Source organism: Lactobacillus sp. ESL0681 (assembly GCF_029392835.1).
Taxonomy (GTDB): domain Bacteria; phylum Bacillota; class Bacilli; order Lactobacillales; family Lactobacillaceae; genus Lactobacillus.
On record NZ_CP113943.1, the window covers coordinates 661,690 to 682,208 of the forward strand.

The window sequence follows — 20,519 nt, forward strand, 5'->3', positions numbered from 1 at the left end:
AAGCCTACTAACTTTCCAAAATTTCAGTTGGAGTAATCAGCCATTTAATTGGCATATCAGTCTGTTCGATCTGCCAGTTAGCAGATTCAAAGCTCATCTGTGAATTAACTAATGCAATTGTTTGAGTCTGTGGATGTTTAGCCAAAAAGCGGTCATAATAACCTCCACCAAAGCCTAAACGCTCATGACTGTCAAGCGCAAACGCTAAACCGGGTACAATCATTAAATCTAATTCGTTATTAATTTCAGCATTAGGATCACTGACCTCTTCAACGCCAAAGCTGGATTTGGCTAGTTGTGTCATGTAATTGTAATGCAGAAAGTCTTGAGTATGCTCAGCATCATTATTGGCACGAGCCAAGTACACATCCTTACCTTGATCCCAAAGACTAGCAATTAGATTGGAAGTGTCAACCTCATATGGTAAGGACGAGGTTACCCCTATACTTTGGCTTTGCTTTAATAATGGCAAAGACATCACCTGGTTAAGTAAGGCTTGATCTTCAGCTTGTTTGTCCGGATTATCTTTAAACTGCTGTAATTTTTCTACTTGTTTTTGCCGTAATTCTTTTTTGTTCATAATTCTTCCAAAGATAAAAAATAGCAGGAGCATAGGCTCCTGCTATTTTGGGTTATTACTTAGTTTCACGATGAAGAGTTGTTTGTCTTTCAACAGGACAATACTTCTTCAAACTTAAACGTTCCGGATGCTTACGCTTGTTTTTCTTAGATAAGTAACTTCTATCGCCACATTCGGTGCATTCCAAAATGATATTATCTGCCATTTCTTTCACCACCTACAATTTTTATTCTAACTATGTAAGAATACCATGTTATTTAGGACTTTTCCAGTAATAATGTTAAAAAAACTATTTTTTATGCAATTTAAAATAATCCTGAACCATTGCCTTGGTCATTTGCAATGTGTATGAGCCTTCTAAATCAGGATCTAGTCCTGGGAAAACTACCGCAGTAGCTAACTCTGGATTATCTGATGGTGCATATCCAACAAAAGTTGCATTAACTACCTCTGGCGGATTTTTCTGATTAGGATTGTCAGGATCATAATAAAATGTTTGCGCCGTACCAGATTTACCAGAAATTGACGGCTTTACATCCTTTAACTTATGAGCAGTTCCCCATGAATTAGTCCCATGAACAACCCGCCAAAATCCCTGCCTAACAACATTTAGTTCATCTTGTTGCCATGGGATCCGCAATTGGACATTTGGTTTTTTATTATAATCAATATAGACTTTCTTACCATCTTTAGCGCTGCGTCCAACTGATTGAACAACATATGGCTGCATACGATAGCCACCATTAGCAATTGTAGAAACATACTGAACCATTTGAATTGGCGTATATGCATCATAGTTACCATAGGACAGGTCAAGTACAGAACCAGACAGGATTTGTCCTTGACTATTAAAAGAACGTCCTTTAATCCCCGACACTTCACCGGGTAAATCAACTCCGGTCTTTTGTCCAAGCCCAAACATACTAAAATTATGCCGCAATGTATCAAAAGCAGTATTGGGCATGCTGATATATTCTTTAGGTACATATTTAGCATGAACCCAGTCCATTGTCATGCGCATCATATAAATATTACTGGAAACTTCTAGAGCACTCGGTGCATCTAAAGCACCAAAAGTTCCAACTGGATAAACGGACTTTTTAATTGGCGAACCGGGTAAATAAACCGGCGTATCAGGCATTGTACTACTCGTAGGCGTAATTACCTTGTTCATCAATCCTCCCGCAACTGTCGCACCTTTAACCGCTGATCCCATAACATAGGTTTGATTAATTGCTCCTAAAGCATTATCACTTAACTTGTTCTTTTTAGGATCGCGACTGATTCCTGCCATTGCCAAGATAGCACCGGTTTTAGGATTCATTGCAATCGCATAGGCACCATTTGAATAACGAGCAGCACCAGAAGCTAAAGCTGAACTATAGATTGACTTGAGTGACGACTGGATTTGCTTTTGATATTTAGCATCTAGTGTCAACACTAAACTAGCACCAGCTTGACCAGAATAAACCGATTTGGTTTGTTCAATATCACCATCACTTTTAGTCCAAACCTTACTAGTTGCTTTGGTTCCTTTTAGTAAAGGTTCATACTTTTCTTCTAGATAAGAGGTACCAACGCGATCATTACGTGAGTAACCGTTAGTTAAATAGTATTGCAAATTATCACTCGGTAAACCAGCTTTTTCACTTGAAACGGAGCCAATAATACTTTGAATAGATGATCCATTAGGATATGAACGTTTCCAATCAGTTCCAATACCTACACCAGGCAAGCTAGATAAATGCTCTCCTACTTCTGCAATTTCTTTATCAGTTAGATCAGAATTTTTTAAATAAATAGTTGATAAAGTATACGCACCAGATATTTTATTATAAATTGAAGCAGCTGTCTTTTCGCGCTTAGATAGCTTAATATGCTCTTGATTAACTTGTTTAGCAATCTGAGCATTAATCAGATCATTATCTTCAGTTTTGCGAATCGACTTTGGAACTTTAGCCAACTCCCTTTTACTATTGTCCTTATCTGCCAAATAATAATCAATTAACTGCTGGTTGCTAAGTTTATCATTAAGACTTATATAATTACTCAAAGCATTTGAAAGTGTATAAGCCTGATCAGCAGTAGTCGAAACGCTCTTAGTATAAGTAATGGCACTTTGCGCCTTATTACCAACTAGAACGCGTCCCTTATTGTCATACATTACCCCGCGAGGCACTTGACTTGAAACTACTGCAGAATTAGACTTCTGCACTTCTGCTTTAAAGCGTGAACCATAGCCTACTTGCAGGTATAGTAATTGACCTATTAAAGCAGCAAACAAAATAAAAATAATCACTAAAATAATTTTCATTCGGATTGGCGTCGAAGCCTGTTTTTTCGAGCCAGCTGCTCCCCGATTTTTCTTAGAATATTTCACGAAATCCAAACCTCTCTAAACTAGAATTATTCTAACAAAAGCCACCAGTTAATGCTATCATCTCAACCATAACTTTGCTAAAATTTTAAGACTAGCAAATTAATCTCATCAAAAAATGCGCCGCTTTTTTTACTACTAATAAAAATCTTCTAAATTGGTAGCGTTTGTAATAAAATAAAGAAGTTACAAGCTTAAGCAGAAAGAAGACTTAATATGACACTAAAATACCAAATTGGCGTAGATGCTGGTGGAACCCACACCATTGCAATCGCCTATGACACAGCTGGACAAGAACTTGAACAAATTGAAACTGGACCGGGGCAACTAAATACCGACTATGAGGACGCAATTAACAACATTACCACCGCGATTAACCAGCTTTTAAATCAAATTGATGGTGACTGTCAGCGCGTACTATGCGGAATGGCTGGATTATCAGTAATCGGAAATGCTCCTCAAGTAGCAGCAGAAATTTCTAGTAAGATTGGCAACTTACCAACTAGAGCAGTCACCGATTCATTATTGGCACTTTATAACGGACTTAAAGGTGAAGACGGTGGATTAGTAATTGCTGGAACTGGATCAGTTTTTAACGGTTTACAAAAAGGCCATATTATTACTACTGGTGGCTATGGCGCAGTTTTGGGTGATGAAGGATCCGGCTATGCGATTACTTTAGCTGCACTCAAGGCCGCACTGCTTAGTTGGGACAAGCGTGAAGAAAATGCCTTAATTCAGCTATTCAATCAATTATTTGATGTCGAAAATTTAGTTGATGCCACTGCCAAATTTTACCAAATGAGTAACCCTGAAGTTGCCTCAATGGCCGTTGACGTTGCCAAGTTAGCTGATCAAGGTAATCCTGCCGCAACTGCTGTGATTAAGCAGCAAGCCCAACTCTTAGCACGAGATATTATTATTGGTATGGATCGCTATGAAGACCCTAAGCCAATGACAGTAGCTCTGACCGGATCTGTCTTAGCTAATAATCAAATGTTACGTAATTTTTTAGAAAATGAAGTCTGGAAAAAATATCCCAAGGCAAAATTTACGGTTTCTAACGGTGAAAATGCCCGTGGTGTTATTTATGACAAAAGTAATGACTATCGTCATTTCACAAGTTAGTCAGCTACCTTAATAAAACAAAAAAGAAGTAAGCTATTGTAACTTACTTCTTTTTTGCTATTCTTCAACTTGGTCAATAACTGCATCAAACTTACCACCTGGTGTAGTAATTGTGACTTTATCCCCTTTTTTCTTACCCAAAATCGATTGAGCAATTGGAGAATCATTCGATATCTTGCCATTTAATGGGTCAGATTCATCACTACCAACAATTGTATAAGTTTCTGAATCGTCTTCGCCAACCTCGGTATAAGTAACCGTTTTACCAATCGCTACCTCATCAGGATCAGTGGCAGTTGCGTCAACAACATTGGCATATTTAAGCATATGCTCAACCACCTTGATGCGATCTTCTAGGTGACTTTGTTCATCTTTAGCAGCATCATACTCAGAGTTCTCGGATAAATCACCATAAGAACGTGCGACCTTCAGTCGTTCAATTACTTGTGGACGTTTTTCAAGTTTTAGACTTCTTAATTCCGCTTCGAGCTTTGCTTTGCCCTCCGCAGTCATCGGATATGTTTTTTCAGGCATAAAATTTTCTACTCCTTAAAGTTCAAATTTTCTTTTGCAAAGGACAATGATATTAATTTATCTTTGCAAAGTCAAGCCTTTAGCGTATCTTTGCATCAATTTTATTTTCTAAACTAGTCGTAATTGCCTCTATTGCTTGATTAACCACCTTATCAGTCAACGTATCTAACTCATTCATAAAGGTCAATCCATAAGTCAAACTCTTCTTATCGCTATCAATATGTGAACCTTGGTAAACGTCAATTACTCGTAAACTATGTAAATACTTGCCGCCATTTGCCTTAATAATCTCTTCAACTGCCTGATCAGTAACTGATTTTTCTACTAAAATTGATAAATCACGTTCAACTTCTGGGAATTTAGGTGCTGGTTTAGAAACAGTTTTTGGATTAATAATCAGTGGAATTATTTCCGTTAAATCAAGTTCATAACCATAAAGTTGCGCACCATTTAATGACTTATCCTTCATTGTTGCCATTGGGGCAATCATTCCGATCATCCCGATATAATGGTCACCAAGATATAATCCAGCAGTTCGCGTTGGATGCATCCCAACAATTTCTTCAGGTCGATATTCAATTTGACTAGGATCTAAGCCAATTGCAACAAACAGATTGGTCAGTTGGCCTTTGACATAGTAGAAGTCGATTGGCTCATCATCATGTTGCCAGTTTTGGAAATAAATATTACCTGAGTATAAGGCAGCCAAATGCTCAGTTTCATTATAAGTACCCTGGTTACGATCATAAACTCGTCCTTGCTCATATAAACTAAGTTGAGTTTGCTTACGTGCCATATTATAACTGGCTGCATCAACCAATCCAGTTAATAAGTTTTGCCGCATTGTTGATCGACCAGAATTTAGCGGCCACTGTACCTGCACTAATTCTTTAGCTTCTTTAGTGTAGGAAACTGCCTTTTCAGGAGAAGTTAGTGAATAAGAAATAGCCTCATTAAGTCCTTGACCTTGAGCAACTTGCTTAATTCGTCTAATAGCTGTTTCAAACGGAGAATAACCACCGTGGGTTTCAGCTAAAATTGGCTGGGTTGATTCCAAATTATCGTAGCCATACAAACGACCCACTTCTTCAACTAAATCGGCTGCAATTGCCACATCCCAGCGTCTAGCCGGTACATCGACAGTTAACTCATCTCCAGATACTTCGGCCTTAAAATTCAAACGTTCAAAAATATGAAGCATTTCATCAGCAGAAATTTGCGCGCCTAGAACCTTATTAATATAAGAAATAGTGGTCTTAATAACAGTCGGTTCTTTTACTTGATCACTTGCCTTAATTACACCTTCATCAACAGTTGCTGAAGCATTGTTGCGCAACAAGAGTGCTGCCATATCAAGTGCTCGCTGCGTTGCATCCCAATTGATACCTTTTTCATAACGGCTAGAAGCCTCAGTCCGATTAGCATGCCGCAAAGCTGATTTTCTGATTAAAGTTGAGTCAAAAATAGCAGCTTCTAAGATAACATCGGTAGTATCGGCCTCAATCTCAGAATTAAGTCCGCCCATTACACCAGCCATCATTACTGGAGTTTTTCCATCAGTAATAATAATATCTTTGGGGTCTAAATCAACGGTTTTATTATTTAACAGTGTCAACTTTTCTCCAGCCTCGGCCTGTCTAACAACTAAGTGATTACTCTTAAAAGCACGAGCATCATAAGTATGCATTGGTTGCCCAGTTAACAGCATAATGTAGTTAGTAACATCAACCACGTTATTGATTGGCCGAATACCAGCATTCCATAAGCGTGTTTGCAGCCACAACGGACTATCCGCGATTTTTACACCTGTAACTTTACGTAAATAAAATTTGGGAGCTAACTGCTTGTCGACATCAACTGTAAAATCAGTAGTCCAATCAGGACCATCCGTTTTTAAGCTAACATCTTCAACTTTGACTGGTTCATCAACAATGGCCCCAACCTCATAAGCTGAACCTTCCATTGACAAGGTATCAGCCCGGTTAGGCGTAATATCAAAATCAAAAATATAATCGTCCATCCCTAATGGCTCATAGGCATCTTGACCCGGCTTTAAATCAGCATCACTTGGAAAAACATAAATTCCATTAGTGTATTTTTCAGGAACCAAGTTATCGGCGAATCCTATTTCGTCCAATCCACAAATCATGCCATTTGACTCATAGCCACGCATTTTGCCTTTTTTTATTTTGACATTATCAGCAATCCGCGCACCAGGCAAAGCCACGATAACATCTTCACCTGCAGCAACGTTAGGTGCCCCACAAACTATCTGCCTCGGCTGCTCTTGGCCAACATCAACTCGCGTGACATTTAGATGGGTTCCAGGAATTGGTTCGCATTCAAGAATATGGCCAACAACAAGATTTTTCAGTCCCGTTTTAGGATGTTTAACTTCTGCAACTTCTACACCAGTGCGCGTAATCTTTTCTCCTAATTGCTTAGGATCTTGGTCTAAATTAATAAAGTCTTGCAACCAATTATAGGAAACTAACATTATCTTTCCTCCTTATGAAATTGTTCTAAGAAACGAACGTCATTAGTATAGAAATCACGAATATCGTCGATCCCATACTTCAAAATTGCCAAACGATCTAAGCCGACACCAAAGGCAAAGCCGCCATATACTTGCGGATCAACACCAGCATTCTCTAAAACATTAGGATGAACCATTCCAGCACCTAAGATTTCAATCCAACCAGTTTCCTTACAAATTGAACAACCACTGCCATCACAGTTAAAGCAAGAAACATCCATTTCCACTGATGGTTCAGTAAATGGAAAATAACTTGGACGCAGCCGCGTTTTGCGGTCTTGACCAAAGACATGCTTAGCCATTAAATCCAATGTACCTTTTAAATCACCCATAGTAATATTGCGATCAACCACTAAGCCTTCCATCTGCATGAATTGATGTGAATGCGTAGCATCGTCATCATCACGCCGATAAACCTTACCTGGACCAACCATTTTTAACGGGCCCTTGGCGAAATCATGCTTTTCTAAAGTTCTTGCTTGATCACCAGAAGTCTGTGAACGTAATAAATCTTCACTATCAACATAGAAAGTATCTTGCATATCACGAGCAGGGTGATCCTTAGGCAAATTCATCATTTCAAAACAATAATGATCTGTTTCAATTTCTGGTCCTTGGACAACTTCGTAGCCCATACCAATAAAATACTTTTCTAAATCATCTAACACAACGTTAATTGGGTGTTGAGAACCAAGATGTGGCTGTTTACCAGGCAAAGTAACATCAATAGCTTCTTTTTTAAGACGCTGCTCAACTAGGTCTTTTACAAGCTCACTCTTAGCATCATCAAGTCGATCATTAAACAAATCTCGCAACTGGTTTACCCGTTGCCCAATTTCGCGACGATTTTCAGGTGCAACATCCTTCATCGAGTGCAAAATTTCAGTCAATTCACCTTTGCGGCCAACCAAGTTCACCCGAACTTCATTTAATTTTACTTCGCTTTTTGCCTTGTCAATTTCGGCAAGACCAGATTCGCGCAATTCTTTTAGGCGATCAAATAAGTCCATTTATATATTTTCCTTTCAAACAAAAAAAGCCTCATCCCAATCAAGGGACGAAGCTTCGCGGTACCACCCTAGTTTGAGAACGCAAAATACGTCCCCACACTTAAGTCTTCGATAACGGTGAATACCGGAATTGATTAAATTCAACTAACAAGATGAAATTCACAGTTTACTTTAAACTTTTCTTCCAGCTTAATCAAAAAAGTCTCTCTGCTAAAGCTAATCTGCTACTAGTCTTGCTCAACGTAATTAACTAATAGAATAAGTCTTTTAAATAAAATTTGCAAGTAAAACTTAATACTTTTTTAAACCCATTTATCTGCCCAATCATGAATTTGATCAAACACGGGCTTGAGTTCTGCACCTTTTTCGGTCAAGCCATACGAGATAATTTTGGTTTTTTCATCAACTCGCCGCTTAACAATCTGCTCTTGCTCTAATTCCTTCAAACGCTCTACTAGTACCCGATCAGAACAGGCACTTACTCGACTAGCTAGGTCTTTAAAACGCAAAAATTCCTTGTCGCACAAAGAACAAATAATTAATCCATTCCATTTTTTGCCAATAATTGAAAACGCATTAATAAAATGCTGACATGATTCGTAACTAGCCGCACCGCAGCCAGGTACTCTACTCTTAACTCCAGCAGCCATGACCAATTCCTCCTGCATTAAAGCATTAATCTTTAGACTAGTATAAAAAACTTACTTACTAAAAACAAGTGCAAACTCCTAAGCAAAATGATAAATCATAATTCCAGCAGCAACTGCAGCGTTCAATGATTCTGCTTGTCCCTTAATTGGAATATACAATTTTTCATTACAGGAATTGGCAACTGGCTCACTTATCCCATGAGCCTCATTGCCAATTACTAAACCTAATTGCGGTTGCGGGTTAAAGTCTGCCAGTTTCTTAGCAGTTTGATCAAGCATACTAGCATAAACAGGAATCGCATTATTTTCTAAAATTCCAATTGTTTCAAGCAAATCCTGCACAATCAAACTAAGGTGAAATTGGCTACCTTGCATTGCTCTTTGCGTTTTGGGATTATAGAGATCAACACAATTGGGTGCCAAAACCACCCCGTCAAACCCCGCTGCGTCTGCTGTCCGAATAATTGTGCCGACATTACCTGGGTCAGCCAGGCCATCAAGCAAAACCCATTTGCCATAGCTAAAAGCATAATTTTTAGGTTGCGAGATTTTTAAAGCCATAAAAATCCCCTGTGAATTTTGTGTACTTGTCAAATGCCGCACGATTGCATTATTGATTAAATAAACATTTTTGTTAGATATATCGATATCGGTAGTTTTTGCTACCTGATCGAGAGCTTCGCTAGTACCAAGCAGATAAACATACTTTCGCTTAGACTTAAGTGCTTCTGCAATCAAATGAAAGCCTTCAATTAAATAAAGTCCTGCTTGTTCACGATACTTTTTTTGCTTCAATTTGGCTAAATCTTTAACCAACTTGTTATCAACTGAACTAATTTGTTCCATAACTAAACTTCTTCTTTCAAACTTACGTTTTAATTTAATATCTTTTTTCGAACATGCTAAAATTAATTAAGCTAATTCAGAAAGGACTTATTATGCGCTTTTTAAAGCAATTTAACCATTCACAAGTAAAAAATAAGACTGCCACACCCCAAGAAACTTGGCAATTGAACGTTTTTGGCAGAGTTCAAGGGGTAGGCTTTCGCTGGAGCGTCCAGGTCTTAGCTGACCAAATGCAGCTGTGCGGAACTGTCAAAAATAATTCTGATCAAACTGTCACAATCGTGTTACAAGCTAGCCTTGCTTTAGTCAATGAATTTTGCGCTGCTCTGCCACACAATATCTCACAATTTGCTAAAATTTCCAAGATAAAAAAAGAAAAACTAGTAAATGTAGGCAAAATGCAAGGATTTCATGTATTATATTAGATGTTGACTAAAATTAATAGTATGGTGAATTTAATGAAAAAATTTCGTAAATATTTCGAATTAATAGTACTTGGATTGGCAGTAATGTTAATCCTTGCTGGTTGTGCCCAGAACAGCTCTGCAGTTAATACTCCACCCTCAGGTGGGTTCTATGGCTGGATTTACAGCTGGATTGGGCAACCATTGCAAAATATCATGCTGCGTTGTTCTGAATTAATTGGTGGAGCAAATGGAGCTGGCTGGGCAATCATTTTGATGACTTTCATTGTTAGAATGGTACTTTTGCCATTAATGCTGAATCAGCAGAAAAAATCGACGCTGCAGCAAGAAAAGATGACTCGCGTTCAGCCACAAATGCAATTAATCCAAAAAACTATGAAACGTAAAGATCTAAATCAAGATCAACAAATGACTCTAGCAAATTGGCAGCGTGAACTATATTCAAAAAATAATTTGTCAATGACCGGCGGTATGGGTTGTCTGCCGTTGATTATTCAGTTTCCAATCATGATCGGTATCTATCAAGCCGTAATGTATTCTAAGACCTTGGCTAATTCCAACTTTTTTGGAATTTCTTTAAGTAGTAGGTCTATTCCTGTAACCATTGCCGCAACACTGTTTGCTTTTATTCAAAGTTATTTATCCACTGTTGGCGTACCTAAGCAGCAGAAGAAACAAATGCAATCAATGTTACTAATGAACCCAATTATGACAATGTTCATCTCAATGTCAGTATCCGGATCTGTAGCACTTTATTGGGCTGCTGGTAACCTCTTCTCCGTCATTCAACAAATAATTGTAACTTTTATAATTACTCCTAAAGTTAAAAGAAATGTTGACGAAGAACTTAAAAATAAGCCAATTAAAGAGATTGTAACTCAAGCCGGAATAGATGAACTGCTAAGCCAAAATACCAAGCAAACAGCGGCTAATCCAAAAACTCAAAAAATGCACGAAGATTTGCGTAATCGCAATCAAGGAAAGCAGCATAAGCATTAATAATTGAACCGCTAGTTAAGTTAAACTAGTGGTTTTTTTAATCAAACAAATAATATAAAGAAGATAAATCAATGAAACTAGAAAAACTACAATATTTTATCGATTTGGTTAATTCAGGCAGCTTTACCAAGACAGGTCAAATGAATCATATTGCTCAAACAAGTATTAGTCAGCAAGTACACTCACTTGAAGACCATTTTAATACAAAACTAATCGATCGCAATGTCAATCCTGTTAGGCCAACTAAGGCTGGTCGCTTGCTTTATCAGGAAGCTCAAAAAGTTGTCCAGCAATATGCCAAACTAGAGCAAACCATGTCTGACTTTCAAACTGGCCAAAACAGAATCAGAATCGAATACACTTCACTAATTGATTTAGACTTTTTAGTAAGTTTAACTAAAAAATTACAAAATCAGACAAACTTATTATTTGAACTTGAAAAGCAACCACAAAAAGAGATTGCAGCCAATTTGCGTAACGGTCAATTTGACTTGGCAATTAGTTTTGATTCAGAATTTTCAAATGAAAAGTTGTTGCAAACGGTAACCCTTTATGAAGGAACTTATTGTGGTCTAGTTGGCAAAAACCATCCATTATTCAATCAGTCGTTCATTACTAACAAACAGCTTTATGATTATCCACTTGTGATGTTATCACCAAATGCAATTGGCAAATCTTATCAATTAATGCTCACTCATGCAAAACAGGATGGCTATTTACCTAATATCGCTCAAACTGTTAACGATATTGAAACAGAGTTTTTCTTGTTGCGCACTCAAAATTTAATTGGTTTCTTCCCTAATAATTATCCCCTGCCTGAAAATCACCATGATTTACACTTATTGCCAATTAAAGATACTAATCACAAATTTAAAATCGTCTTTGCTTACCGAAAGGATTTTAATCAAACAGCGCTTATTAGGGCAATCTCTGCAATTAAGCTATAACATAGTAGCAAGTTTACTTATGCAGCATTGTATTTTTGTATTAGACTTTGTTAACTTATTAATTTAAAATGTAAGCGATTAATAAAAAGGAGAAACAAAATATAATGAAAAAACTAGTTGTAACTGGTGTTGATGGTAATTTTGGTAGTGTTGTTGCCACTGAAATTCAAAAATTAGTTCCAAAAGAACAGTTAATTTTTACCGCACCACGAATTGAAAAATTAAAACAATACGCTGATGCTGGAATTGAATGTCGAGATGCCGATTTCAATTCTCAAGCCAATCTAGAGGCTGCTTTTAGGGGTGCAGAAAAAGTACTCTTAATTTCCATGCCATTTGTTGGTGAAAAACGCCGCAAAGCTCAAAAAAATGCGGTTGAAGCTTGTGTAGCTGCTGGGGTTAGTCAGGTACTATATACTTCAGTATTATCTGCCGGCAATCCGCTTAATCCAAGTATTGAAAATGTTGATCACGGTTATACAGAAGCCCTAATTCAAAATAGTGGCTTAGATTATGTGATTTTGCGTAATTCTTTATTTGCTGAATCGTTTATTACCGATTACACTCGGGCAGTCGCTTCTGGCGAACAGGCAATTGAAAAGAATATGGGCGAAGGTCGCGTTTGGTTTATTTCTAGAAAAGATGCTGCCTTAGCAGCTACCTGTGCACTCGCCAGCAATTTATTACACCGGGCAGTTTTAAATATCAATGGTTGTGAGCCTCTAACTTATGGCGACTTTTTGGCAGTCGGTAATCAGGTAACTGGTAACGATATTCATTATGTCAAAAAGACTGATGAAGAACTTTATGAATATTTTGACAGTATTGGTGTCCCTCGAAATACAGATGGTGATTTTTCTAAGAGTCCAATTAAAGCAACTTCTGAAGGAATGGTAACTTTTGGAACCACTGTTCGTGAAGGCTATCTGGATATGGCAACTAGTGATTTCAGTAGTGTATGTGGCAGACTTCCAATTAGTGTCAAGGAAATGTTTGCAGATGCTGATAATTATCAACTAGGTGACAGACACCCAACCGAATAATTTAAAATTAGTTGGATACACAAAAAACCTCCGTTATTCTTGGATTTATTGCAGGAATAACGGAGGTTTTTGGATAAAATTTTAATTATGCTTGGCTTTTTCAGCCTGTGCTCGCTTACGTAAAGCAGCTGCTTGCTGCTTACTCAAAGCTGGAAAAATCATTTTAAATTGACTACCTTGTCCTTCAACCGAGTCAACGCTGATTTGGCCATGATAGCTAGTAACTAACTTTTGGGCAATTGACAAACCTAATCCATTGCCACCCTTTTCTCGAGTACGAGCCTTATCCACACGATAAAAGCGGTTAAAGATTTTACTTTGTTCAGTCTTAGAAATCCCCTCACCAAAATCTTGCACAACAATTTGAACATCATCTTGCGAAAGACCAGCCGAGACATTCATTTGTTTACGATCTGTTGAATATTTAATACCGTTATCAATTAAAATTACCAGAATTTGTTCTAAATGTCCCTGATAAATTTGAATTTCAGTATCTTGAGGCAAATCGTCCATATCAAGACTAATTTTAAAATCTTGATGAACCATCGCCATATCTCCTACTACCCGCTGCAAAACTTCTGACACTGTTGTTATCTCATTTGGATAATGCACATTAATTTGTTCTGCTCGGGTTAGATCTAACATTTCTTGGATCAAGTGCTGCATGCGTTTAGCTTCTTGCAGTGAAGCATTGATCGACTCAGCCAGAATTTCAGGATCTTCTTTACCCCAACGTTCCAACATGTTTAAATGACCTTCGATTACAGCAACCGGAGTACGAAGCTCATGCGAAACATCACCAACAAATTCTTTTTGCTGTTCAATATAGCGTTGCATCCGATCAAGCATTTGATTAAACGAAACTGCCAATTCCTCTAATTCATCATGACGATGAAAATCTTTTATTCGCGCAGTACTATTAGGATCATCATTAACTTCTCTTGCCACTTTAGAGATTTCTTTAATTGGCTTTACAATGTCATACACAACTAAAAAGGCGATAAAGGTAAAAAAGATAATTGCAATCAGTGAAATTCGCACCATCCACTTAAGCAAGTTTTTCATTAAGCCATTATAATAAGACATTTTATTAGCAACCACAATGTAGCCAGTTACTTTGCCTGTGCGAATAGATCGCACCTTTTGATAAGTTAATAATTCTTGCCGATGTCCGCGATGAACCTGTTCCATATGGTAATCATTCTTAAACTTCTTAAATGGTGGTAGTCTATTACCATTACCATTGTCAAATACGTCTTCTTTTTCTAGATTATAAACGACCACATTTAAGTCTGGATTAGTTAAAGAAGCCAATAAATCATCGTTAAAGGCGTTACTTTTATGGTCATCACGATTGATTGCAGGATCACCTTGCATAATCTTTCTAGCTGATGGAGTTAGCGCTGGTACAACATTGGCAATTTGTAATTCTTTCGAAATTGGACTTAAACTATCATTTAACTTAACCACCATACCATTGGAAGTTACTTTTTGCTGGGCAATCGATTGTCTGCCTACAAAAGAATAAATTACTACGGAAAATACAACAAAAGAGACCATGATCGTCAAAGCCACGATACTAACCCAACGTATTACTAGCGATGAATGTTTGGTCTCTTTTTTATTTTGATTCTTATCTTTAGTTCTTCTCATCGTCTTCATCTCTTACCATATATCCAGTACCGCGCACGGTCTTGATATAGGATGGTTGACCTGGGACATCAATTTTATTACGTAAATAACGCACATAAACTTCAACCACATTAGTTTCAATATTAGAACCCGGACCCCAAATCTTAGCTAATAATTGATCACGGCTAACCACGTTATTTTTATTTTTGATTAATGTAATTAACAAGTTGTATTCACGCTTAGTTAGATCAACTGTCTTACCGTCACTGCGACGTACAATACGGTTAGCAGTTTCAATCGTCATATCTTTAAACTTAATAACTTTCTTTTCTACGGTATTGTCCGAAGCCTTTTTCTCAATCTTAACCCGGCGTAATACTGCACGCAGTCTGGCAAGTAATTCTTCAATCGCAAATGGCTTAACAATATAATCATCAGCACCATGATCTAGTCCTGAAACCCGATCAATTACGGAATCGCGAGCGGTCATCATAATAATTGGCGTGGTCTTAACTTGGCGTACTCGACGCGCAATCTCCAAGCCATTTAAGTCTGGCAGCATTAAATCTAATAAGATAGCATCAAAATCCTGATTTAAAGCTGATTCTAATCCTTTACGACCATTAGTTTCTACAACTGTTTCGTATTTTTCATGCTTTAATTCTAGCTCGACAAAACGAGCCAAGTTTTTTTCGTCTTCAATAATTAAAATTTTTGCCATTTTACTCATCCTTTTCATAATTAAAATTTACGTCGATACCAGACAATTTTTAAGGAAATCATAGCTTAAGCATACTTTAAAAATGTCTTTAAAACAAGATTAAAAAACCGCTAGTTCATAAGTTTAATTTTTATTTGTTTGGCTTGTCTTGATCTGAGTTTTGCTTTTGCTCAAGCAACTCTTTCAAGTTAGCAAATGCCGAATTAGTTGGTTGCTGTTTTTGTTCATTGTATTCCGTTTCTGAAATAACCGACCAACCATTTCCAGTAGGATAAATGTCTTGCTCCTCTTCTTCAGGAGTTAAAATAGTAATTGGAATATGCAACAACAAGTTATCTTCGATTGCCGTTTGCAAATCAATCAGATCATCTATCACTTTGACCACAGCTGCAGACTCGTCTGACTTGTCCTGAGTAATCTTAGCTTCTGTATAATCCTCATTAAAGTGAAAATCTTCATGATATGCTACTGGATCTAAACTCCGACTAGACGGCACAACTAAATCTGCTAGAACGTGAAAATCTCCGCTTACGTATGGCTCATTATAAAATAAATCCCCGCTCACATGAACCTTCTTAGCTTGATAGAGCAGCTTTTTGCTCCGTTCTAAAAATTCTGGTCGCACTTCAAGATCATGCTCAATATGTGTTAAAGGTTCTGTACTATTTTTTATCTGAGAAAAATTAATCACAAACATTTTACCCCTCCAAAGGACGGTGACCAAAATCTTGATCAACCTGCATAATTTGTTCAAACAACCGATCAACACGTAATTGTAAATTCATTGAACCTTGCCTAGTATTTTTTTGATCAACTTTTGAAACAATATCAGCTGTAGTAGTCTTTCTAATTCGTTTCAGATATCGTTGCCCAAGCTTGCTATAGCCAAGTAATAATAATGCCTCATGATTAAAGCTAGCAATCATATCCGCTTGGCTAACATTTAGTAAAGTATAAAGACATAATCTACGCAAACGTGAATAAGTATAACGCTTAGACTTAATCAAACGCAAGAACTCAGTAAAATTCTGTGCTTGATGAATTTCATGCTTCATTTTGTACTCTAAGCCTTCACTCATTTGATAAATTTGCTGCAATTCTTCAATCGAAGAAGACTCAAGACGATACTTTAAAAATGGAAATAAGATATTCCAATTAGGAAAAGTAGTTTGCTGCATTAAGTTCTTAATTTCAGCTTTAGGCAGCCAATTAGCTAATTCTTCACTGACTCCCTGATGTAAAATCAAATTCCTAATCGCACTGGCGCTTTGCACTACACCATTGGTTGCCAAGATATCGTCATGCCCAGCACCAATTCGATTAACTGGCTGCAAATCGAGCGGCGCTCCTAAATTATGATTGGCTACAGCATATGCTAATCCTAAAATGGCATTAGGCTCATTGACTTCATGACCAATTTCACGAGCAACCATCTGATTATACTGAGTGGAATATGTTTGACTATAATCACTAAATTCCATATGACTAGGTGGAATTTCAGCTATTTTACTACCTAAATAAGCAAAGTTAAGCGTAGCATCTTCAACACCAAAAACTAGGTCATTGACACCTAGCTTTTCTAACTGGGCAATACTACCTAAAGCAAACAGATCAGCTGGCTGAACAGAAGTAGAAAATGGCAACTCTAATACTAAATCAGCACCTGCTGCCAATGCAGCTTGCGCTCTTGCCCACTTATCCATAATCGTCATTTCACCGCGTTGGACATAATTGCCTGACATTAATACAATGATTGGATTGTCGTTACCAGCTACCAGTCGAGCTTGATTCATCAAGAATTCATGCCCACTGTGAAATGGATTATATTCTGCAATGATTCCTACTACAGCCATAACAATTTAGTCTTCCTTTAGGGCTAGTCTTTTACCATCGCCCCACAATTTTTCTACATTGTAAAATTCTCGTGCTTCATTAGTAAAAACATTGACGACTACATCGCCTAAGTCAATTAATAGCCAATTAGACTCACTTGAACCTTCAATTCGATAATCCGAATAATCTGCCTGATGAGCTTCATCAACAATAGCGTTGGCAATCGCATGTAGCTGCCGATTAGAACTTGCGCTAGTCACCACGTAATAATCTGCTAATATACTGTATCCTTGCATATCGTAAGCCGCAGTATCTTCACCATGACGATCCGAAATTGCTTTTAATGCAAAAGCTAAAACTTCTTTGCTTTCCAAGATTTTCTCCTTAATCTTTTTTGACGCTCCACACATTATATGCCTTAAAAGTGCGGGGATAAATTTTATTTCTATTTTCAATTAAAAAAGTAAGAGTATGGGCTAATTGATAGCCAACTCCGTTATCTAGATTTTGATATGTTACTTCTCGAGCCTGTTCCACGCCAGCAAAATGCCTACCTGGTTCAATATAATCTGCCATAAAAACGATCTTATCTAAAGTCGTCATTTGCACATCACCTGTGGTATGGCGCTTCACTGCAGTTAAAATCTCAGGATCAGTAATCTTTAAGTCGCGCTCAATAAAATAAGTTCCTACAATTCCATGCCAGATAGCACGATTCCAATTTAATAAATCTGGATCAAAATTTTGCGTTTTAATCACTGTTTGATATTGCGACACGGGAACTTGCTTAGCATAATCGTGAACTAACCCAGCAACGGCAGCTTTATTTTCATCATAATGATTTAATTTAGCCAATTCTCTTGCCATTTGACTGACACGCACACAATGATTAAAGCGCTCCTCATCCATATTCCGTTTTACTTGCGACACCAATTGCTCACTCGTTAAGGGTGAATATGTTTGCTTAAAGAATAGCTCACTCATTATACAGCCCCTTTTCTTCGATATATTCACGAACAGACTCAGGTACCAAATATCTGATTGAGCCACCCATAGCAAGAGTCTGTCTAATCATCGTCGAACTAATATCAACTAATGGGACATCAACCCAAATCATCGGCAATTCCGCTTTTTGCGGATAATCATATCCTGGTCGCTTAACACCGACCAAAGTAGCTTTTTGGGCCAACTTAGCAGGTTGTTTCCAATGATCGAATTGACTAACTTGATCACTGCCCATAATTAAATAATAGTGATTTTCGGGAGATTGCTCACTCAAGTAATTCAAAGTGTCAATCGTATAAGAAACGCCACCGCGAAATAACTCAAACAACTTAACCTGAAACTTAGGATTATCTTTAGTTGCTAATTTAAGCATGTGCGCACGATCTTGAGCTGTCACGCTCGGAACTGCCTTTAAAGGCGGCAAATTAGTAGGTATCAACCAGACTTCATCTAAATGCAATTTAGTTAGCACTTGCTGAGCTACTAGCAAATGCCCAAGGTGAACCGGATTAAAGGTCCCACCAAAAATTCCAATTTGACGTCCTTTTGCTTGATCAATCTTTTCTTCTTCAACCAAAACTGTTGGTTCATGTGCAATACTTTTTGTATAAGTCATTCTTCCGCCTCTAAATTAAAGCATGTCTAAGTCCTAAACCAATTTTACCAGGTGTATAAATTTTAACTAGGCAATCAGCAGGTACTGTGACAAAGCCAATCCCGCCAAACAGTAAGTCACTCTTATAAGTCGTATGGATTTCTTGACCTACCAAATCCGGCAACTCTTCTTTAGCAGATGGAGGGCTTAGCAGCTCACCCACATGCTTTTGATAAAACTCATCTGCATTAGCCGTTTTGGTACGATGAACGTAAAGATTGCGCGCTGCATAAACTGTCATACTAATCGGCTCACCCTTTAAGTAATCTATTCGTCCTAATCCACCTAAAAATAGTGTATTGCCAGGCTTAAGTTGGTAAGTTGCTGGCTTCAGTGACTTTTGGGGAGACACAACTGCTAAATCCTTACCATTTAGGTGTGTAGCTAACTGATTTTCAGTCATAATTCCTGGAGTATCTACTAACAAATGGCCATTTTCCAGTGGAATTTCAATTCGATCAAGAGTTGTCCCGGGAAAACGTGAAGTAGTAATTAAATCCTTGATGTCACCCATTTGATCAATAATAGCATTAAGTAAGGTTGATTTACCAACGTTAGTTGTTCCCACAAAGTAAATATCTTCTGCATGAGATTTTTGATCTAAATAAGCAGTTAATTGATCCAAATTTTTCTTTTTGGACGCACTAACCAAAAAGATTTTCTTCGGAAACAAACCAACCCGATTTGCTTCTTGACGCATCCAATCTTTAATGCGGCTTTGTCTAGAATTTTGTGGAAATAAGTCAAACTTGTTACCCACTAAAATGAAATCATTATCACCAACAAATCGTTTTAACGATGACAAAAGTGAATTGGTGAAGTCAAATAAATCTACGACATTGACAATTAACGCCTTTTTACTTGCTAAAGAATTAAGCAAAGCTAAAAAATCATCGTTATCAATTTTAACCGGCATGATTTCATTATAATGTCGCAAGCGAAAACAACGTTGGCAATAAACATCATTATCCTCATCTTCTACTACCTTTGCCAATCGCGAAGCAGGTAAATACCCCGCTTCATCAGGTTGCTGCGATTGCAGACTCGCTCCACAGCCGATACAAATAATTTCATCATCCATTTTTTAAAGTCTCCTTAAAAGTTACTTGGTGTGTTAAGCCTAAAAAGAAAAAAATAATTTTCTCCAAAAAGCGATTAATTCGCGTATTCCACTTGTCAGTCTGAACCAAAGGTTTCACCAAAACTGATTCCACACCTGCTAAGTTGCCTGCTTGAATATCAGTAATTAATTGGTCGCCAACCATCATTACCTGCTTTTGACTTAAACCCATTGATTGCCGTTTTTTAGTAATCGCAAACGGCAGTGGCTTTTTTGATTTTGCTACAAAATCGATCTGATATGGGTCCAGCACTTTAGCAACTCGTTGAGCATTGTTATTGGAAATCACCACTAATGTAATTCCTGCTTTAGCAAGACGACTATTTAAATGAGACATTTCTTTAGCTGTTTCAAACTTATTCCAAGCTAGCAAGGTATTATCCAAATCTGAAAATACAGCTTTAATCCCTAATTTTTTTAATGTGGCAGTATCTAAATGATAAATTGTATCAATTGTATAGCGCGGCCTAAATATCAT

General features: G+C 37.5%; 22 protein-coding genes and 1 other annotated feature. Of the genes, 5 read left to right on the plus strand and 17 right to left on the minus strand.

Going from position 1 to position 20,519, the window contains the following annotated elements:
* Window positions 1–7: 7 nt before the first annotated feature.
* The 3 genes from OZX59_RS03065 to OZX59_RS03075 all read right to left on the minus strand — a co-directional run bounded on the left by OZX59_RS03065 (window position 8) and on the right by OZX59_RS03075 (window position 2,960).
* Complete coding sequence (locus tag OZX59_RS03065) at window positions 8–580, minus strand: 5-formyltetrahydrofolate cyclo-ligase (RefSeq protein WP_277126676.1); 573 nt, start codon at window positions 578–580, stop codon at window positions 8–10.
* 55 nt (window positions 581–635) lie between these two features.
* A complete protein-coding gene (gene rpmG / locus OZX59_RS03070; protein ID WP_277126677.1) occupies window positions 636–785 on the minus strand; it encodes a 50S ribosomal protein L33 in 150 nt (49 codons plus the stop codon).
* Between the two features lie 84 nt (window positions 786–869).
* Window positions 870–2,960: a penicillin-binding protein 2 gene (locus OZX59_RS03075; RefSeq protein WP_277126678.1), complete on the minus strand. Its 2,091-nt coding sequence runs from the start codon at window positions 2,958–2,960 to the stop codon at window positions 870–872.
* Between the two features lie 213 nt (window positions 2,961–3,173).
* Between OZX59_RS03075 and OZX59_RS03080 the strand changes: the two genes are divergently transcribed.
* Window positions 3,174–4,085, plus strand: coding sequence for a BadF/BadG/BcrA/BcrD ATPase family protein (locus OZX59_RS03080; protein ID WP_277126679.1), 912 nt, complete (start codon window positions 3,174–3,176; stop codon window positions 4,083–4,085).
* Window positions 4,086–4,142: 57 nt separating this feature from the next.
* Here OZX59_RS03080 and greA read toward each other — a convergent pair whose 3' ends face one another.
* From greA to OZX59_RS03105, 5 genes are all read right to left on the minus strand, one after another.
* Window positions 4,143–4,619: a transcription elongation factor GreA gene (greA, locus tag OZX59_RS03085; RefSeq protein ID WP_277126680.1), complete on the minus strand. Its 477-nt coding sequence runs from the start codon at window positions 4,617–4,619 to the stop codon at window positions 4,143–4,145.
* A 79-nt stretch (window positions 4,620–4,698) separates the two neighbouring features.
* Window positions 4,699–7,116, minus strand: a complete 2,418-nt coding sequence (gene pheT, locus OZX59_RS03090; RefSeq protein WP_277126681.1) for a phenylalanine--tRNA ligase subunit beta — start codon at window positions 7,114–7,116, stop codon at window positions 4,699–4,701.
* The gene (gene pheS, locus OZX59_RS03095; RefSeq protein WP_277126682.1) at window positions 7,116–8,165 is read right to left on the minus strand and encodes a phenylalanine--tRNA ligase subunit alpha; all 1,050 of its coding nucleotides are present in this window, start codon (window positions 8,163–8,165) and stop codon (window positions 7,116–7,118) included. Before pheS ends, pheT begins: the two co-directional genes overlap by 1 nt.
* A 40-nt stretch (window positions 8,166–8,205) precedes the next feature.
* Window positions 8,206–8,415: a binding site (T-box leader), on the minus strand.
* Window positions 8,416–8,467: 52 nt separating this feature from the next.
* Window positions 8,468–8,815 carry a helix-turn-helix domain-containing protein gene (locus OZX59_RS03100; RefSeq protein WP_277126683.1) on the minus strand — a complete coding sequence of 116 codons (348 nt, stop codon included), beginning with the start codon at window positions 8,813–8,815 and terminating at the stop codon, window positions 8,468–8,470.
* Between the two features lie 78 nt (window positions 8,816–8,893).
* Window positions 8,894–9,661, minus strand: coding sequence for an RNA methyltransferase (locus OZX59_RS03105; RefSeq protein ID WP_277126684.1), 768 nt, complete (start codon window positions 9,659–9,661; stop codon window positions 8,894–8,896).
* A 92-nt stretch (window positions 9,662–9,753) separates the two neighbouring features.
* Here OZX59_RS03105 and OZX59_RS03110 point away from each other — a divergent pair, with 92 nt between their 5' ends.
* The 4 genes from OZX59_RS03110 to OZX59_RS03125 all read left to right on the plus strand — a co-directional run bounded on the left by OZX59_RS03110 (window position 9,754) and on the right by OZX59_RS03125 (window position 13,075).
* Window positions 9,754–10,086, plus strand: a complete 333-nt coding sequence (locus tag OZX59_RS03110) for an acylphosphatase (protein WP_277126685.1) — start codon at window positions 9,754–9,756, stop codon at window positions 10,084–10,086.
* A 33-nt stretch (window positions 10,087–10,119) separates the two neighbouring features.
* Window positions 10,120–11,085 (plus strand): membrane protein insertase YidC, encoded by a 966-nt coding sequence (gene yidC / locus OZX59_RS03115; RefSeq protein WP_277126686.1) that lies wholly within the window; start codon window positions 10,120–10,122, stop codon window positions 11,083–11,085.
* A 71-nt stretch (window positions 11,086–11,156) separates the two neighbouring features.
* Window positions 11,157–12,032 (plus strand): LysR family transcriptional regulator, encoded by an 876-nt coding sequence (locus OZX59_RS03120; RefSeq protein ID WP_277126687.1) that lies wholly within the window; start codon window positions 11,157–11,159, stop codon window positions 12,030–12,032.
* Window positions 12,033–12,136: 104 nt separating this feature from the next.
* Window positions 12,137–13,075 carry an NAD(P)H-binding protein gene (locus OZX59_RS03125; RefSeq protein ID WP_277126688.1) on the plus strand — a complete coding sequence of 313 codons (939 nt, stop codon included), beginning with the start codon at window positions 12,137–12,139 and terminating at the stop codon, window positions 13,073–13,075.
* A gap of 81 nt (window positions 13,076–13,156) precedes the next feature.
* Here OZX59_RS03125 and OZX59_RS03130 read toward each other — a convergent pair whose 3' ends face one another.
* The 9 genes from OZX59_RS03130 to OZX59_RS03170 form a co-directional block, all read right to left on the minus strand.
* The gene (locus OZX59_RS03130) at window positions 13,157–14,737 is read right to left on the minus strand and encodes a HAMP domain-containing histidine kinase (protein ID WP_277126689.1); all 1,581 of its coding nucleotides are present in this window, start codon (window positions 14,735–14,737) and stop codon (window positions 13,157–13,159) included.
* A complete protein-coding gene (locus OZX59_RS03135; protein ID WP_277126690.1) occupies window positions 14,715–15,428 on the minus strand; it encodes a response regulator transcription factor in 714 nt (237 codons plus the stop codon). The genes OZX59_RS03130 and OZX59_RS03135 overlap by 23 nt, the downstream gene beginning before the upstream one ends.
* Window positions 15,429–15,558: 130 nt before the next feature.
* Window positions 15,559–16,125: a DUF177 domain-containing protein gene (locus OZX59_RS03140; RefSeq protein ID WP_277126691.1), complete on the minus strand. Its 567-nt coding sequence runs from the start codon at window positions 16,123–16,125 to the stop codon at window positions 15,559–15,561.
* 1 nt (window position 16,126) lies between these two features.
* Window positions 16,127–17,281, minus strand: a complete 1,155-nt coding sequence (locus OZX59_RS03145) for a nucleotidyltransferase (RefSeq protein WP_277126692.1) — start codon at window positions 17,279–17,281, stop codon at window positions 16,127–16,129.
* Window positions 17,282–17,287: 6 nt separating this feature from the next.
* On the minus strand, window positions 17,288–17,635 hold the full coding sequence (gene rsfS / locus OZX59_RS03150; RefSeq protein WP_277126693.1) for a ribosome silencing factor: 348 nt from the start codon (window positions 17,633–17,635) through the stop codon (window positions 17,288–17,290).
* A gap of 10 nt (window positions 17,636–17,645) precedes the next feature.
* Window positions 17,646–18,245: a bis(5'-nucleosyl)-tetraphosphatase (symmetrical) YqeK gene (yqeK, locus tag OZX59_RS03155; RefSeq protein ID WP_277126694.1), complete on the minus strand. Its 600-nt coding sequence runs from the start codon at window positions 18,243–18,245 to the stop codon at window positions 17,646–17,648.
* Window positions 18,238–18,882, minus strand: a complete 645-nt coding sequence (locus tag OZX59_RS03160) for a nicotinate-nucleotide adenylyltransferase (RefSeq protein ID WP_277126695.1) — start codon at window positions 18,880–18,882, stop codon at window positions 18,238–18,240. Before OZX59_RS03160 ends, yqeK begins: the two co-directional genes overlap by 8 nt.
* Window positions 18,883–18,892: 10 nt before the next feature.
* Entirely contained in the window at window positions 18,893–20,002 is a 1,110-nt protein-coding gene (gene yqeH, locus OZX59_RS03165; RefSeq protein ID WP_277126696.1) for a ribosome biogenesis GTPase YqeH, read from the minus strand.
* Window positions 19,995–20,519 carry a YqeG family HAD IIIA-type phosphatase gene (locus OZX59_RS03170; RefSeq protein ID WP_277126697.1) on the minus strand — a complete coding sequence of 175 codons (525 nt, stop codon included), beginning with the start codon at window positions 20,517–20,519 and terminating at the stop codon, window positions 19,995–19,997. Before OZX59_RS03170 ends, yqeH begins: the two co-directional genes overlap by 8 nt.

Coding starts and splice junctions, on each gene's coding strand:
- OZX59_RS03170 (WP_277126697.1), bottom strand. CDS start 20,519: ATGATATTTAGGCCGCGCTATACAATTGATACAATTTATCATTTAGAT.
- rpmG (WP_277126677.1), bottom strand. CDS start 785: ATGGCAGATAATATCATTTTGGAATGCACCGAATGTGGCGATAGAAGT.
- yqeK (WP_277126694.1), bottom strand. CDS start 18,245: ATGAGTGAGCTATTCTTTAAGCAAACATATTCACCCTTAACGAGTGAG.
- OZX59_RS03160 (WP_277126695.1), bottom strand. CDS start 18,882: ATGACTTATACAAAAAGTATTGCACATGAACCAACAGTTTTGGTTGAA.
- OZX59_RS03135 (WP_277126690.1), bottom strand. CDS start 15,428: ATGGCAAAAATTTTAATTATTGAAGACGAAAAAAACTTGGCTCGTTTT.
- pheT (WP_277126681.1), bottom strand. CDS start 7,116: ATGTTAGTTTCCTATAATTGGTTGCAAGACTTTATTAATTTAGACCAA.
- OZX59_RS03100 (WP_277126683.1), bottom strand. CDS start 8,815: ATGGCTGCTGGAGTTAAGAGTAGAGTACCTGGCTGCGGTGCGGCTAGT.
- yqeH (WP_277126696.1), bottom strand. CDS start 20,002: ATGGATGATGAAATTATTTGTATCGGCTGTGGAGCGAGTCTGCAATCG.
- yidC (WP_277126686.1), top strand. CDS start 10,120: ATGAAAAAATTTCGTAAATATTTCGAATTAATAGTACTTGGATTGGCA.
- greA (WP_277126680.1), bottom strand. CDS start 4,619: ATGCCTGAAAAAACATATCCGATGACTGCGGAGGGCAAAGCAAAGCTC.
- OZX59_RS03105 (WP_277126684.1), bottom strand. CDS start 9,661: ATGGAACAAATTAGTTCAGTTGATAACAAGTTGGTTAAAGATTTAGCC.
- OZX59_RS03130 (WP_277126689.1), bottom strand. CDS start 14,737: ATGAAGACGATGAGAAGAACTAAAGATAAGAATCAAAATAAAAAAGAG.
- OZX59_RS03140 (WP_277126691.1), bottom strand. CDS start 16,125: ATGTTTGTGATTAATTTTTCTCAGATAAAAAATAGTACAGAACCTTTA.
- OZX59_RS03120 (WP_277126687.1), top strand. CDS start 11,157: ATGAAACTAGAAAAACTACAATATTTTATCGATTTGGTTAATTCAGGC.
- OZX59_RS03125 (WP_277126688.1), top strand. CDS start 12,137: ATGAAAAAACTAGTTGTAACTGGTGTTGATGGTAATTTTGGTAGTGTT.
- OZX59_RS03110 (WP_277126685.1), top strand. CDS start 9,754: ATGCGCTTTTTAAAGCAATTTAACCATTCACAAGTAAAAAATAAGACT.
- OZX59_RS03065 (WP_277126676.1), bottom strand. CDS start 580: ATGAACAAAAAAGAATTACGGCAAAAACAAGTAGAAAAATTACAGCAG.
- pheS (WP_277126682.1), bottom strand. CDS start 8,165: ATGGACTTATTTGATCGCCTAAAAGAATTGCGCGAATCTGGTCTTGCC.
- OZX59_RS03080 (WP_277126679.1), top strand. CDS start 3,174: ATGACACTAAAATACCAAATTGGCGTAGATGCTGGTGGAACCCACACC.
- OZX59_RS03145 (WP_277126692.1), bottom strand. CDS start 17,281: ATGGCTGTAGTAGGAATCATTGCAGAATATAATCCATTTCACAGTGGG.